Raw genomic sequence first — 14086 nt, 5'->3', positions numbered from 1 at the left:
CCAGCGTGCCGCCGCGCCGCCGCGCCGCCGCGCCGCTGCCGGCGCGTGCTCGGGGTCCGGAGCCGCGCCGGCGCGAGGCCCGCCGCGCCGCGCTCCGGCGCTCCCGCGCCCGTCACCCCGCGCGACGGACCTCGGGCGCGCCGTCCTCTCGCCGCCTCGCCTGCCGGTACCCGACGGGGCTCACGCCGTGGGCCCGCGCGAAGGCCCGCGCGAAGGCGGGCTCGCTGTCGTAGCCGACGCGCGCGGCGACGAGCTTCACGGGGAGCGTCGTCTCGCCGAGCAGCACCGCGGCGCGCTGGAGGCGCAGCCGGCGCACGTGGTGGCCGAGCGGCTCGCCGAGGAGCGCCGTCGCGCGCGCCGCGAACGCCGAGCGCGAGAGCCCGGCCTGCCGCGCGAGCTCCGCGAGCTCCCACGCGCGCTCGGGCGAGGCGCGCACCCGCGCGAGCGCGGCCACGACCGGCTCATCCCGGAGCGCCTCGGCCCGCGGCAGCGACGCCCCGGGGTCGCGCAGCGCGCTCGCGAACAGCGCGTGAGCCCACGTCTCGCCGATCGAGCGGCGCAGCGCAGGCGACAGGTCCGGCGCGCCCGCGAGCAGCGCGAGCGTCTCGGTCAGCCAGCGCGCGAGCCCCGGCGTCGCGCCGGTGACGTGCACCGCCGGCGGCAGCAGCGCGAGCCACGGGGCGCCCGCGGCGTCGAGGTGCAGGTCGACGATGACGAGGTGCGTGTCCGCCGGGGCCTCCGTCGCCAGGGCGCCTTCGGCCACGGCGTGAATCCCGCGGCAGAGGGCGTCCGGGGGCGCGAGCGACGTCGTCGGCCGATCGCGGATGGTGTGCTCGTCGGCCCGCGGCAGGAACACGAGCTCTCCCGCGCCGAACGCGAGACGCCGCCGCGCCACATCGATGCACCCGCCGCCGCGCCTGGCCGCGTACACCCGGGCGGACGCGCGCCGCGCCGGTTGCCGCTTGCCCCAGCGCTCGCCGAGCGCGAAGCGCATCACCTCGGTCTCGCGGAGCGCGACGCTCCGGGCCAGCTCGTCGAGCGCGGCAGACATGGTGAGCACGACTCTACCGCACGCGCCGGGCCCCGCCACCGCCGAAGTGGACGCGCGGATCCGAGAGCCGGACGCGCGGAGATCGCCGCCTGGCTACGCTGCCCCCCGTCGACACCACGAAAGAAAGGGGCCTTGAATGACTCACCCTCTGCAGCACCCCCGCCCGCTCGACGCCGCGCAGGCGCTCGACGCCCACCTCGACCTCATCGGCCGAGACACCGAGCGATGGCTCGACCTCTTCGCCGACGACGCCATCGTGGAGTTCCCGTATGCGACCGGGCTCGGCGTGCCGGGCCGATTCGAGGGCAAACCGGCCATCCGGCGCTATTTCGAGGGCATCCTGGAGCGCTTCCGCGACCTGTCGCTCCTGGACGCGCGGCGGTATCCGACGACCGACCCTGACGTCGCGATCGCCGAGGTGCACGGCTCGGCGACCATCCTGCCCGCGGGCAAGCGCTACGAGCAGAATTACGTGATGATCGTCGCCACGCGGGACGGCAAGATCGTGCGGTACCGCGAGTACTGGAACCCGACGCCCGTCCTCGAGGCCTTCGGCGAGGTCGCCGCGCGTGGGGAGGTGGCGCCGTGAGCGCGCGCGCAGGGAGCGGCGCGCCGCGCGTCCTCGTCATCGGCGGGACGGGCACCACCGGGCGGGCGATCGCCGCGCGGCTCGAGGCCGCCGGCGCGCGCGTCCGCGTCGCGAGCCGGACGGCGCCCGCCGGCCGCGACGGCGTGGAGCACGCGCGCTTCGACTGGGCCGACCCGGCGACGCACGAGGAGGCGCTCCGCGGCGTCGATCGCGCGTACCTCCTGGCGCCCGCGCTGGTCGAGGACCCCTCGACGCTCATGGTGCCCTTCGTCGAGCGCGCGCTCGCGGGCGGCGTGCGCCGCCTCGTGCTGCTCAGCGCGTCGGTCGTGCCGGAGGGGAGCGCCGGCCTCGGCGTCGTCCACCGCGCGCTCCGCGAGCGCGCGCCGGAGTGGACCGTGCTCCAGCCGTCGTGGTTCATGCAGAACTTCGTGGATCCGCGCCACGCGCGCTGGGCGGGGATCGTCGGGCCCGGTGAGATCACGACCGCGGCCGGCGGCGGCCGCGTCGGCTTCGTCGACGCCGAGGACATCGCGGAGGTCGCCGCGCGCGCGCTGCTCGACGAGGCGCCCCACGACACCGCGCACGTCATCACCGGTCCGGAGGCGCTCAGCCACGACGACGTGGCGGCCATCCTGTCCGAGGTCGCCGGCCGGCCGATACGCCACGTCCGCGCCGACGAGGACGCCGCCCTCGCGTACCTCGTGAGCTCGGGGATGCCCGCGCCCTACGCCGCGTTCCTCGTGCGGCTCGACCTCGCCATCCGCGACGGCGCCGAGGACCGCGTCACCGACACCGTGCAGCGCGTGACCGGCCGCGCGCCGCGCGCCTTCCGCGACCTCGCGCGCGCCCACGCGCACGTCTTCCGCGGCGCGCCCGCCGCGCGCCGCGACGGCCCGGCCGCGTAGGCGCCCGCCGGCCGGACCGGGCCGAGCCGCGGAAGCGCGCGCCGGCTCGGCCGGCCGCCGCCCTCGCGGCGCGGACTCCACCGCTCGCCCACCTGCCGATCCCCTTGTCTGCCGTGCTGGGACTGGCAGACTGCGCCGCTGGATCATGCAGGCACAGCGTCGTTTCGAGGACTGGCAGGATTTCTTGGACAACGCCTCTTTGGGCGTCCACCTGGTCGACGCGCGCGGGAAGATCCTGTGGGCGAACAAGCTCGAGCTCGAGCTCCTCGGCTACGCGCCTCACGAGTACATCGATCGGCATGTCGCGGAGTTCTATATCGACAGGGACGCGATCGACCACATCCTGGCCGCCCTCGCGGGGGCCGGTCAGCTGCTCTCCTATCCGGCCCGCCTGCTCGCCAAGGACGGCAGCGTGAGGCACGTGCTGATCAACTCGAACGTCTTCCGGCGCGACGGCCGGTTCGTCCACACGCGCTGCTTCACGACCTGCATCTCGGAGGCCGTCTATGCGCAGCGGAGGTGTGAGCTGCTCCGGGGCCCCCGCTCCACGGGGGAGCCCTCGACGTGATCCGCGGCGCTGCGCCGCGCGGCCGTCACCCGCGCCAGAGCTCCTTCACGCCGTCGGCCATGAACTGCACGGCGATGGCGGCCAGGATGAGGCCCATGACGCGCTCGAGCACGGCCACGCCGGACGCCTTGAGCGCCCGCTGCACGAGCCCGGCGCCGCGCAGCACGAGGTAGGAGGCCGCGAAGGTGATGGCCACGCTGGCGAGCACCAGCGCCATGGACACGGGGTCGTCGCCACCGCGCGCCATCAGCACCATCACCGTGGCGATGGCGCCCGGCCCGGCCAGCAGCGGCATGGCGAGCGGCACGAGCGCCACGTCCTCCTTCTCGATGCCTTCCTGCTGCTCGGACGGGGTGGTGCGCGTCGCCGAGGAGCGGGCGCGCAGCATGTCGAGCGCCGTGACGAGCAAGAGGAGGCCGCCCGCGACGCGGAACGCGCCCAGCGAGACGCCGAAGACCTTGAAGATGACGCCGCCGAAGAGCGCGAAGAAGAGCATGAGCCCGCCGGCGACGGCGCACGCCCGCCGCGCCGTGCGCCGCACCTTCTCCGGGGGATCGCCGGCGGTCATCGTCAGGAACAGCGGCACGATGCCGATGGGATCCACGACGAAGAAGATCGCCGACAGCGACACGAGGAAGACCGAGACGTAATTGGCCATGCTCACCGGAAGCGTCGCGGATCCCGCGGGCCTGACGCTCTCCCACATCGTCGACGGCCGCGCTAGCGGCGCGGACGCGCGGCCAGGGAGCTCATGGCCGCCCGAGAGGGGGCTGGGCGTGAGGCGCCGGGCCGGATGGCCGCAAGGCGGCCAGCGCGGCCTGGTAGACGATCTGGAAGCGCGCCTGCTCGGGCGCGAGCTCGGCGGCGCGTTTCAGCGGCTCGAGCGCGTTGTCTCGGTGGCCTTGCCGGACCAGGGCGAGGCCCAGCGCGTGGAGCAGCTCGGCCTGCTCGGGGAGGCGGGCGACGCCGCGCCGGAGCAGCGCGACGCCGTCCGCGTCGCGCCCGAGCACGCGATAGAGGTCGGCGAGGTTCACGTAGGTGGGGACGTAGCCGGGCTCGATGCGGAGCGCGGCGAGGTAGGCCTGCTCGGCGTCGCGCGGCTTGCCGGTGCGGGAGAAGACGAGCCCCAGGTTGTTCTGGGCTTCGGCGCGATCGGCGTGGAGGGTTTGCGTGGCGATGTACTCGCGCAACGCCCCGTCCAGGTGCCGCGCGGCGCGCTCGGGCAAGGCGCCGAGGTCGACGCCCGCGAGCAGGCGCGCGGCTTCGACGCGCACGCCGCGCACCGGATCGGCGAGGAGCGGCGCGGCGACGGCCGCGATGCGGCGAGGGTCGTAGCCCTCCAGCGCGCTGAGCGCAGCGCGCCGGAGCAGCGGGTCGGGATCGGCGAGCGCGGCGCGGAGGACGGCGAGCGACGCGGCCGTCGGGGCGGCGCGCAGCGAGGCGAGCGCGGTGGCGCGCGCGATGGCGGGGAGGGCGCGGTCCTCCGCGATCCGCTGGAGCTCGGCGGCGGCGGCCGGGTCGCCGGGCGCGGCGCGCGCGCGCGCGAAGGCCTCGGCGTACCCCTGGTAGCCGTGCGCCGGGCGGCCGAGCCAGGCTCGCACCGCGTCGGCGGACCAGCTCGCGGGCTTCTGCGCGTGGCAGTCGGCGCATGGGCTCGGGATCCCGAGGCGGACCGAGAGATCCGGCCGAGGCACGCGGAAGCCGTGATCGTGACGGACGTCGACGCCCATGTACGTGCGCGCCGGCATGTGGCAATCGACGCAGCGCGGAGCGCCGGGCGCGCCGGGCGCGGCGGCGGCGTTCGCGGCGTGGTGGTGATGCTCGGGGACATCGAAGCGCGCCGGTTCGTGGCAGGACGCGCACACGCCGTTGCCCTCGGCGCGCAGGCGGCCGGAGTGCGGCTCGTGGCAATCGCTGCACGTCACGCCGGCGCTCGCCATCTTGCTCTGCTGGAACGAGCCGTAGGTGAAGACTTCGTCGCTCATCACGCCGTCGGGCGTGTAGAAGGGCGCGGTCAGCAGCTCGAGCGCGACGCTGTCGAGCAGCGGGGCGCCGTGCCGGAACGGCTGCGAGAGGCTCTCGCGGCGGCTGTGGCAGAGCGCGCACGTGGCGCTCTCGGTGCCGCTCGAGGGGCCCTTGTCGCGCCGCGCGGTGCCGCTGGGCAGCCGCGTCCACGTGGCGTTCTGACGCTCGTCGAAGCGCACGTCGAGGTCCTTCGAGGGGTCCGGCGGCCGCGCCTCGGCCCAGTCGAGGTGGCGCGCGCCGCCGCCGTGGCAGCCCTCGCACCCGACGCTGATCTCGGACCAGGTGGTGGTGAAGCGGTCCTCGGCCGCGTCGTATCCTTTCGTGACGTGCGTCGAGTGGCACTCGGCGCACATGTGATTCCAGTTCTGGCTGGCGGCGGTCCAGTGCAGCACGTCGCCCGCGCGCACGCTGTCGCGCTCGTGCAGGTGGTACCAGCGCTGCCCGCCGCGCGCCCGGGGGCGCGCGTCCCACGCGAACGGCAGCGCCTGCAAGCGTCCGCCCGGGCCGGCGACGAGGTACTGCTGGAGCGGCTCGACGCCGAAGGTGTACAGCACCTCGTAGCGGTGCAGCTGGCCATCGGGGCCGTCCGTGGTGACCCAGTATTTGCCGTCCTGGCGATCGAAGCGGTGGACCTGCCCGGCGTAACGCAGGCGCGCCCCCTCGAAGTCCCCGAGCACGGTGGCGGCGCTCGCGTGCTGCATGGCCCGCGCGTGCTGCGAGCCCCGCCACGCGGCGTGCTCCTCGGCGTGGCAGGGCGCGCAGCGGTCGCTGCCGACGAAGTCGGCCGCTGCGCGCTCCGGCGAGCGCTCCGCCGGGCCTGCCGGCCGTGCGGAAACCGACGAGGCTTTCGCGGCGTCGCCGTGCGCCGCGCCCGGAGCGCTCGCCGTGGAGGCGTCGGCCGGCGTGAGGGACGATGCGCCGGTGGGCGCGCGCCAGACCGCGAGCCCGGCGAGCGCCAGGATCAGGGCGGCGATGGGCCACCAGCGAACGGGTCGGGAGTCAGCCATGGGCGGAGCGGAGGCGAGCGCCGCCGCGAGGCCCGGGTCGTGCAGTGACGCCCGGGTCTCGCGCGCGGCGCGATGCGCGTTTACTCGGAGATCTACTCGGTGAGGATGACGCGGCGGCCTTTGGCGTACTGCGTCCACGCGGCGGCGAGCTCGGCCGCCACCTCCGGATGCGCCGCGGACACGTCGTTGATCTCGCCGCGGTCGGTGGCCAGATCGTACAGCGTCCAGGCGCGCGGCGTCGGGCCGTAGGGCGCGCCGAGCCACAAGAGCTTCCAGTTGTCGCGGATCACGTAGCGGTGGTTTCCGTGCTCCCAAATCAACGCCTCACCGGGCGCGCGCACGGCGGTCGCCCGATCGTCGAGCACCGGCAGGATCGAGCGCCCGCTGATCGGCACGACTTCCCTGCCCTTGTAGGTGTTCCCCGGATTGGGCACTCCGGCCAGCTCGAGCACGGTCGGCAGGAAGTCGACCACGTGCGTGGTCCCGTCGAACTGCGGCTTGGCGTGGTGCTGTCCCGGCAGGCGTGCGATGGCCGGAACGGCGACGCCGCCTTCGGTCGTGTAGCTCTTCCACAGCCGGAACGGCGTGGCGCTCACCTCGGCCCAGCGGGGCCCGACGCCGATGTACGAACCCGGTCGACCCAGGTTCTCGAGCGTGTTCACCACCGGCCCGGAGCGGCTCGGGTCGCTCGCGGCGAAGCCCTCGCGATTGCCACCTTCCGCGCCGTTGTCGGACTGGAAGAAGATGAAGGTGTTCTCGTACTCGCCCACCCGCTTGAGGTACTGGATCAACCTGCCGATGTTGGCGTCGAGGTTCTCGACCATGGCGGCGTAGATCTCCATGCGCCGCGCTTCGTAGATCCGCTCCTCCGGGGTCAGCTGCTCCCAGGTTTTCGGATTGGTGCCGTCGCTCGGCAAGCGCGGGTTCGGCGTGAACGATTCGGGGATGATGCCGCGGCTCTTGAGCCGCGCGAGGCGCTGCTCGCGGATGGCGTCGTAGCCCGCGTCGTAGCGGCCGCTGTACCTGTCGATGTACTCGGGCGGCGCCTGGAGCGGCCAGTGCGGCGCGGTGTACGTCGCGAACGCGAAGAACGGCTTGCCGTCGGCGCGGTTGCTCTCGATGTACTGGATGAGCTTGTCCGTGTAGAGCTCGGTCGCATAGAAGCCGCGCGGCGGCTGCGTGTGCACGCCGTCCTCGCGATAGAGCCGCGTCTGCGCGGTCGTCGGCGGGTCGGCGTACTCGTTGAAGAACGCCGCCACGCCGCCGAGCAGGACGTACGATCTCTCGAAGCCGCGCGCCGGCGGGCTCTGATCCTCGTCGTCGCCGAGGTGCCACTTGCCGGCGATGTACGTGTGGTAACCGGCGTCTTTCAGGATCTCGGCGACGGACAGCGCGTTGTCGGTCAGGTGGCCCTCGTAGCCGGGCTGCCCTGCTTGCGGTCCAGTGCCGCCGCCCATGCGACCCAGCCCGACGGAGTGGCTGTCGGTGCCGGAGACCAGCATCGCGCGGGTGGGCGCGCACAGCGATCCGGAGCGATGCCCGGTGAGGATGCGGCCTTCGGCGGCGAGCGTATCGAGGTTCGGGGTGCTGATCTCGCCGCCGAACGCGCCGAGGTCCGAGAAGCCCAGATCGTCGGCCACGATGGTGACGATGTTGGGCAGCTCGGCGCCCGTGCCGCCTCCGCCCGCGCCGCCTCCGCCCGCGGCACCGCCTTCCCCGCCAGCGCCGCCCGAGCCCACTGCACCGCCTTGCCCGCCGGCGCCGCCCGAGCCCGCTGCACCGCCTTCCCCGCCAGCGCCGCCTCCGCCCGCGGCACCGCCTTGCCCGCCGGCGCCGCCTCCGCCTGCGGCACCGCCTTCCCCGCCGGCGCCGCCCGAGCCCACTGCACCGCCTTGCCCGCCGGCGCCGCCCGAGCCCGCTGCACCGCCGCCGCCTTCGCCCGCCGCGCCAGCTTCACCCGAGCCGCCACCGCCGCCGGCGCCGCCCGTCCCGCCGCCGGCGCCGCCCGTCCCGCCGCCGGCGCCGCCCGTCCCGCCGCCGGCGCCGCCCGTCCCGCCGCCGGCGCCGCCCGTCCCGCTGCTCGAGCTGCCGGCGTGACCGACGCTGCCGCCGCTGCCCGAGTCGTCGTCGCTCCCGCAGCCGATCGGGCCGAGCAGCACGGCAAACAACCAGGGCCCGCTCGCGAGCGCCGAACCAATCCATCGATGACGTCCGAAAAGCCGCTTCATACCTGTCTCCTCAGGAGTGCTGAAAGCGCCGCATGCCGGAGTCGAACGTCGTCGGAAGCGAGCTCCCGCCCTTATCCCGAAGGGACGCCTCGTTCGCGCGCTGGCCAAAGCTCAGCCGGCGCGCCACGAGAAGGGCGGACTCCGACGGTGACGAGCCGCGTGGCTCGGCCGTCACGACGCTCGACAGCGTGACGCGTCGCCGTGAACACGGGCGCGCTGCCTCGCTGTTCTCCTCGCCGCAGCTCGCGCCACGGCGCATGCGGCTAACTACAGCGACAAGGGCAAGCGCTCGTTCGACGCCACGCGCCTGGGGCCCCTAGGCGAGAACCGAACGTCCGCGCGGCAACGAGGGAAAGAGACATGCGTCCGCTATAACGGAAACCATGGCGTTATACAAGACGATTTTCGCGCCCCGAGCCGATCGGCCAGCTGCCCGGGTTGCCGGTGGCGCCGTCGGGCCCTCATCGCGCCCCCGCCGCGACGCGCGCGAACGCGTCGGGAAAGAGGCCCACCTCGGCCTCGCTGCGCGTCTCCAGCGTCTCGGGATCGAGCCGGAGCACCTTGCCCGGCGTCACGGTCTTGTCGCCCTCGCAGACGATGAAGAGCCCGTGCTCCTCGTCGAGCTCCGCGAGGTGCGGCCTCACGCATTCCTCGCTGATGTTCCGGGAGACGGCGCTGCGGTCGTCCGGGGTCATGCCGATCCGCGCGATCGTGTCGGGGACCTGCGTCGGTACGTAGATGGCGCTCCCGTCAGGGGTCCACGCGGCGAAATAGGGCGCGCCGATCGTGAGGATCGTCTTGGACTCGTCGAACGTCCCCGACGCGACATCGAAGAAGCGCACATCCCTGCTATCCGTGTTGCTCACGGCGATGGTCTTCTGATCGGGCGACATGACGGCGGCGTAGGGCCCGTAGGACGACGCGTGGGCGTCGGCCGGGAGGGGCGGCCCGACGGGGACGAGCTTCACCTCGGCGTCCGGGTCCGTCAGGTCGACGATCGCGAGGGCGTCGTCGCCATAACAGGCGACGTAGGCCCGGGCGCCGTCCGGCCGCGAGAGGGCGATCCCGTTCGCGGCCTTGCAGACCGGGATGCGCGTCGGCTCGGCCGAGCCATGGGGCAAGACCGCGTCCGGATCCACGATCGCGAGCGACGAGCGGGCCGCCTCGATGTCCTCCGGGTTGTCGAGCGCGCGCTTGAGATCGAAATGAGAGACCACCACGCGCCCGCCGTCCTCCGAGATCGCGAGGTCGCCCGGGTTGGCCTCGACGCGCACCTGCCCGAGGATGCGCAGGTCGTCGAGCGCGAGCTTCTGGACATAGCCGGCCACCGCGCTCCCGCCGTGCACCGCGTGGGGGCCGGTCGAGCCGGCGGTGTCGGGGTACGACAGCGCGACGTAGAGCGCGCCGCCCGCGGCGTCCACGGCCACGCGGTGAGGCCCATCGATCGTCACGGGCTCGCGGCCCACGGGGCGGACGCCGAACCGCTCGCCGGTCTCGAGCGCGATGAGGGAGATGGTATCGGAGAGGCTATCGGTCACCACGCCCATTCCGCCGTCCGGGATCACGATCTCCGGACGCCGGTTCGGATAGGGGTCGCCCTCGTAAGCACCGTAGCGAACTTCGATGATGGGATCGGGGTCGCTGCAGCTCGCCAGCGTCGCCGCCGCGAGCGCGCAACCCAGGAATCGCGCGATGACCATGGATGACCTCGAGACGAGCGCCGCCAGCCCGGCCCCTCCGCATCCTAGCAGCCGCCCGCGCTGGACGCGGCTCGCCGTATCACGGATCCGCCCGCCCGCGCGCCCCGTGGCGCCGAGCGGCCGGCAGCCGCGAGGCGCTGCACCCGGGGAGCGAAATTGCGCTGCCACGGGCGCACTCGGCCGCCCAGGCCGGCGCCGCGCCGCGCCCCGGTGCTAGGCTCACGCCTCGTGACTTCACCCGCTCGCACGGCTCCCAACGACTCGACGCTCGCCGTGATGGGGCGCGCGCTCCGGCACCGCAACTACCGCCTCTTCTTCTTCGGTCAGGGCGCGTCGCTCATCGGCACATGGCTGACGCGCGTCGCCACGAGCTGGCTCGTCTACCGCCTCACGAACTCCGCGCTGCTCCTCGGCATCGTCGGGTTCGCCGGCCAGATACCCACGTTCCTCATCGCCCCGATCGCCGGCGTCCTCGTCGATCGCTGGGACCGCCACCGCGTCCTCGTGATCACGCAGGTGATGGCGATGGTGCAATCGGCGCTGCTCGCCGTCTTCGCGCTCACGGGCACCATCACCGTATGGCACGTCCTCGCCCTGGCCGCGTTCCAGGGGGTGATCAACGCCTTCGACACCCCGGCGCGGCAGGCGTTCGTCGTCCAGATGGTGGAGGCGCGCGAGGACCTCTCCAACGCCATCGCGCTGAACTCCTCGATGGTCAACGGCGCTCGGCTGCTCGGCCCCTCGATCGCCGGCGTGCTCATCGCCGCCGTGGGCGAAGGCTGGTGCTTCGCCATCGACTCCATCAGCTACCTCGCCGTCATCGCCTCGCTCCTCGCGATGCGCATCACCCGCCCGGAGAGGCGCGAGGCCAAGCGCGGCCACGTCCTCGCCGACCTGCGCGAGGGGTTTCGTTACGTGTCCTCGTTCCCGCCCATCCGCGCGATCCTGCTGCTCCTCGCCCTGGTGAGCCTGACCGGCATGCCCTACACGATCCTGATGCCCGTGTTCGCGGGCGAGGTGCTGCACGGGGGCGCGAACACGCTCGGGCTGCTCATGGCGGCGTCGGGGGTCGGCGCGGTCACCGGGGCGCTCTGGCTCGCCTCGCGGCGCAGCGTCCTCGGGCTCGGGCGCGCGCTGTCGATCGCCGGCGCGCTGTTCGGCCTGGGCCTCGTGGGGTTCTCGTTCTCGCGCTCGGTGTGGCTGTCGGCGCCGCTGCTGGCGATCATCGGCGGCGGCATGATGGTGCAGATGGCGGCCAGCAACACGCTCCTCCAGACGATCGTCGAGGAGGACAAGCGCGGCCGCGTGATGAGCTTCTACACGATGGCCTTCTTCGGCATGGCCCCGTTCGGCAGCCTGATCGCCGGCTGGCTGGGCGGCCGCATCGGCGCGCCGGCGACCGTGCTGTGGGGCGGCGTCGCGACGCTCGCCGCGGTCGGCGTGTTCGTGCGCAAGCTGCCGGAGCTGCGGCGGCTCACCCGGCCGATCTACGTGCGGCTCGGCATCCTGCCCGAGATCGCCGAGGCCCTGGGCCAGACCACCGAGATGACGTCGTCGGCCAAGGAGTAGGAGACGCGCGCTCCGTGATCCAGGCGCCAGGGCTCGACAGCATCTCGGATCGCCCGGATGACCCATACCGCCGCGCCGCCTCGGCCGAGGCGGGCTGTGGCCGCTCGGGTCACAGGCGCGCTGCGCCGCCCGCGCCGCTCAGTCGAGCGGCACCGGCCAGGACGCCGCGTCCACCACGTAATCGCGCGCGTCGACGCCCCGCTCGCGCGCGAGGGTGAGCGGGACGGGGCGGTAGAGCAGCGTGGCCGTGACGTTCGCCGTCCCCGAGCAGCCCGCGGGGACCGCGAAGCCGTGCGAGGTCACCGCGACGTGCCCCGGCGGGATGCGGTTGTCGCTGGCGATGTCGACGGCGCGGTGCTGCGGCGCGTGCCGCGCGCCCGCCGGATCCACGAGCACCTTGGCGAAGGTGTAGCCCGCGGCGCCGGCGAACGCGGCCGCCGGTCGCTCGACATCGGCCGGGGCCGCGGGCAGCGGCGCGCCGAGGTAGACGATGTCCCCGGCCTGCGCCGGGATCGCGCCGCTCAGCGCGATCGCGCCGCCGCCCGCCTCGACCACCCGCGCCTCGCCGACCGGCGCGCGGATCTCGAGCCCCTTGGCGGCCGCGTCGAGCGACGGATCCGCGAAGCGGCCGACGCCGGTGTAATCGTCGTACGCGCCGGTCGGGCGGACGACCCGCACCACGTCCCCTGCCCTCGCGCGCGCCGCGCCCTCCGGCCAGGCGAGCGCCGCGCCGGTCAGCTGCGCCCCCTGGCCCACGCGCGCCTCCGCGAGCGCGCCGCCCGTGTCGTGCACGGTCATGCCGCTCGACGGCGCCATGGGCGCGCCGCAGGCCTCCGCGGCGACGAGGAGCACGAGCGCGCGCATCGGCTCCCCGGTCGGGACCGCGTGGCCCGCGAGCTCGCTCGTCAGGGCGACCGTGACCTCGATCTCGCCCGACGCGACCGAGGCGGCGGCGACGCGGACCTCGACCGAGTCCCGGACGAGCGGCGGCTCGCCCTGCAGCGGGCCGAGGAAGGCGTGCGAGAGGACCGACCCCGGCGGGCGGACGAAGCCGAGCGAGACGCTCGCGTTCGCCTCGGTCGTCACGTCGACGCTGCTCTTCAGCGAGGGGGTCTCCGGCATGTGGCAGGCCTGGCACTGCGACGTGGGGCGGTTCCACGCGCTCCCGGCCCACTCGGAGAACGTCTCGTGGATCGGCAGCCCGTCGGGCCAGCGCGCCGGGTCGAGCGCCGCGCCCGGCAGGAGCGCCGCCTGCTTCTGCTCGTGGCAGCCGCCGCAGTACTCCGAGGTCGAGTACTTCGGCTGGTAGCTCCCGCCCATGAACCTGTTCGGCACGTCGGGCCGCGGGCCGTACATCACGTCGAGCAGCTTCGAGGAAGGATCGGCGGAGCTCCGGTCCCACGGGCGCTGGATCATCAGGGCGCCGGCGACCCCGGGCGGCTTGCTCAGATCGACGTCGCGGACCTTGTGGCACGCGTCGCAGTGGTCGCCCTTCTCGAACGCGATGCCGGTGGCCTCGAGCAGATCGCGCCCGCCCGCGGGGCCGTCGATCCCCGCCGCGTGGCAGTCGGCGCACGCGCCGAACGCCGCCGGCCGCTCCGCCGCGGGCAGCGCGGGGTCGTCGCACGACGGCCGCCCCGCGCCGCCGCAGGACGGGTTGAGATCCGGCAGCACGCCGCTCCCGAGGTAACACCGCATCGCGACGCCGGCCTCGGTCCCCGGGACGCGGCCGGCCTTCCAGCGCCCGCCCGCGGCCGCGCACGAGGCCTCGTCGCCGTGGGCCAGCGAGACCCCGGCGTAGACGGCCTGGAGGAGCGGGCTCTTCGCCGACCGCGCGTGCCCCGACTCGAGGAACTGGGCCACGAGCGTCGTGTGGCAGTGATCGCAGAAGCGCGTCGAGTTGTGGGGATCGCCCTCGCCCGGGTCTCCGTAGGTGTAGCCGAGCGCGTTGTCCGGCGGCGACACGCGGCGCAGGGCGATCTCCACCGGCTCATCGGGGAGGACCTCGAATTCGATGCCGTCGGTCCGATACCCGATCTTCGCGGCGACCACGGTCGGCTGACCCGGGATGTCGCGCGTGATCTCGACGGAGAACGCGCCGTCCGGGCCGGTGACCAGGGCCGGCGCGCCGCCGGCCTGCATCACGATGGCGCCCTCGAGCGGCGCCGCGCCGTCCGTGACCACGCCGGTCACGAGGAACGTGTGCGGCAGCTCCTCCGGCGCGCCCCCGAAGCCGGCGCCGACGCTCACGTAGGTGGTCGTCACGGACGTCGCGCCGGCGCCGCCCGGCCCGCCGCCGCCCTGGCCGGCCGGGGGCGGCGGCGCCTCCGAGCACGCGCCGGCGAGCAGGCACGCGGCGAGCGCCGCCGGGAGCGCGGGCGCTCGTCGCCGGATCAGGGGTCGCGCCGCCGTTCGCATCGCGGGAGATCGGTACGGTAAACCCG

The 14086-nt window shown here is 74.3% G+C and carries 10 protein-coding genes; 4 read left to right on the top strand and 6 right to left on the bottom strand.

The features are described 5' to 3' along the window. Window positions 1-112: 112 nt before the first annotated feature. On the bottom strand, window positions 113-1051 hold the full coding sequence (locus NQZ70_RS05080) for an AraC family transcriptional regulator (protein WP_129573204.1): 939 nt from the start codon (window positions 1049-1051) through the stop codon (window positions 113-115). Window positions 1052-1187: 136 nt separating this feature from the next. Here NQZ70_RS05080 and NQZ70_RS05075 point away from each other — a divergent pair, with 136 nt between their 5' ends. From NQZ70_RS05075 to NQZ70_RS05065, 3 genes are all read left to right on the top strand, one after another. Beyond that, the gene (locus NQZ70_RS05075) at window positions 1188-1640 is read left to right on the top strand and encodes a nuclear transport factor 2 family protein (protein ID WP_129573203.1); all 453 of its coding nucleotides are present in this window, start codon (window positions 1188-1190) and stop codon (window positions 1638-1640) included. After that, on the top strand, window positions 1637-2545 hold the full coding sequence (locus NQZ70_RS05070) for an NmrA family NAD(P)-binding protein (protein ID WP_129573202.1): 909 nt from the start codon (window positions 1637-1639) through the stop codon (window positions 2543-2545). The genes NQZ70_RS05075 and NQZ70_RS05070 overlap by 4 nt, the downstream gene beginning before the upstream one ends. Window positions 2546-2690: 145 nt before the next feature. Continuing rightward, window positions 2691-3113: a PAS domain-containing protein gene (locus NQZ70_RS05065; protein WP_129573201.1), complete on the top strand. Its 423-nt coding sequence runs from the start codon at window positions 2691-2693 to the stop codon at window positions 3111-3113. Window positions 3114-3138: 25 nt separating this feature from the next. Here NQZ70_RS05065 and NQZ70_RS05060 read toward each other — a convergent pair whose 3' ends face one another. The 4 genes from NQZ70_RS05060 to NQZ70_RS05045 form a co-directional block, all read right to left on the bottom strand. Further along, on the bottom strand, window positions 3139-3771 hold the full coding sequence (locus NQZ70_RS05060) for a MarC family protein (protein ID WP_129573200.1): 633 nt from the start codon (window positions 3769-3771) through the stop codon (window positions 3139-3141). A gap of 91 nt (window positions 3772-3862) precedes the next feature. Then, window positions 3863-6145: a multiheme c-type cytochrome gene (locus NQZ70_RS05055; protein ID WP_129573199.1), complete on the bottom strand. Its 2283-nt coding sequence runs from the start codon at window positions 6143-6145 to the stop codon at window positions 3863-3865. A 92-nt stretch (window positions 6146-6237) separates the two neighbouring features. Continuing rightward, window positions 6238-8373, bottom strand: a complete 2136-nt coding sequence (locus NQZ70_RS05050) for an arylsulfatase (protein WP_272827842.1) — start codon at window positions 8371-8373, stop codon at window positions 6238-6240. Between the two features lie 461 nt (window positions 8374-8834). Continuing rightward, window positions 8835-10073 (bottom strand): YncE family protein, encoded by a 1239-nt coding sequence (locus tag NQZ70_RS05045; protein ID WP_129573198.1) that lies wholly within the window; start codon window positions 10071-10073, stop codon window positions 8835-8837. Window positions 10074-10349: 276 nt separating this feature from the next. On the opposite strand from NQZ70_RS05045, the gene NQZ70_RS05040 reads away from it, so the two are divergent. Then, on the top strand, window positions 10350-11642 hold the full coding sequence (locus tag NQZ70_RS05040; protein ID WP_129581153.1) for an MFS transporter: 1293 nt from the start codon (window positions 10350-10352) through the stop codon (window positions 11640-11642). 138 nt (window positions 11643-11780) lie between these two features. Here the strand turns inward: NQZ70_RS05040 and NQZ70_RS05035 are convergent, their stop codons facing one another. Beyond that, on the bottom strand, window positions 11781-14060 hold the full coding sequence (locus tag NQZ70_RS05035; RefSeq protein ID WP_129573197.1) for a carboxypeptidase-like regulatory domain-containing protein: 2280 nt from the start codon (window positions 14058-14060) through the stop codon (window positions 11781-11783). Window positions 14061-14086: the final 26 nt, after the last annotated feature.

Source organism: Sorangium sp. So ce836 (genome assembly GCF_028553905.1).
In the GTDB taxonomy this organism is placed as follows: Bacteria; Myxococcota_A; Polyangia; order Polyangiales; family Polyangiaceae; genus Sorangium; species Sorangium cellulosum_D.
This window is presented reverse-complemented; position numbering and strand designations above follow the sequence as displayed.

Excerpts from the sequence above, each read along its gene's own strand:
- NQZ70_RS05050 (WP_272827842.1), bottom strand. The coding sequence starts at position 8,373 with ATGAAGCGGCTTTTCGGACGTCATCGATGGATTGGTTCGGCGCTCGCG.
- NQZ70_RS05075 (WP_129573203.1), top strand. The coding sequence starts at position 1,188 with ATGACTCACCCTCTGCAGCACCCCCGCCCGCTCGACGCCGCGCAGGCG.
- NQZ70_RS05060 (WP_129573200.1), bottom strand. The coding sequence starts at position 3,771 with ATGGCCAATTACGTCTCGGTCTTCCTCGTGTCGCTGTCGGCGATCTTC.
- NQZ70_RS05055 (WP_129573199.1), bottom strand. The coding sequence starts at position 6,145 with ATGGCTGACTCCCGACCCGTTCGCTGGTGGCCCATCGCCGCCCTGATC.
- NQZ70_RS05080 (WP_129573204.1), bottom strand. The coding sequence starts at position 1,051 with ATGTCTGCCGCGCTCGACGAGCTGGCCCGGAGCGTCGCGCTCCGCGAG.
- NQZ70_RS05035 (WP_129573197.1), bottom strand. The coding sequence starts at position 14,060 with ATGCGAACGGCGGCGCGACCCCTGATCCGGCGACGAGCGCCCGCGCTC.
- NQZ70_RS05045 (WP_129573198.1), bottom strand. The coding sequence starts at position 10,073 with ATGGTCATCGCGCGATTCCTGGGTTGCGCGCTCGCGGCGGCGACGCTG.
- NQZ70_RS05040 (WP_129581153.1), top strand. The coding sequence starts at position 10,350 with ATGGGGCGCGCGCTCCGGCACCGCAACTACCGCCTCTTCTTCTTCGGT.
- NQZ70_RS05065 (WP_129573201.1), top strand. The coding sequence starts at position 2,691 with ATGCAGGCACAGCGTCGTTTCGAGGACTGGCAGGATTTCTTGGACAAC.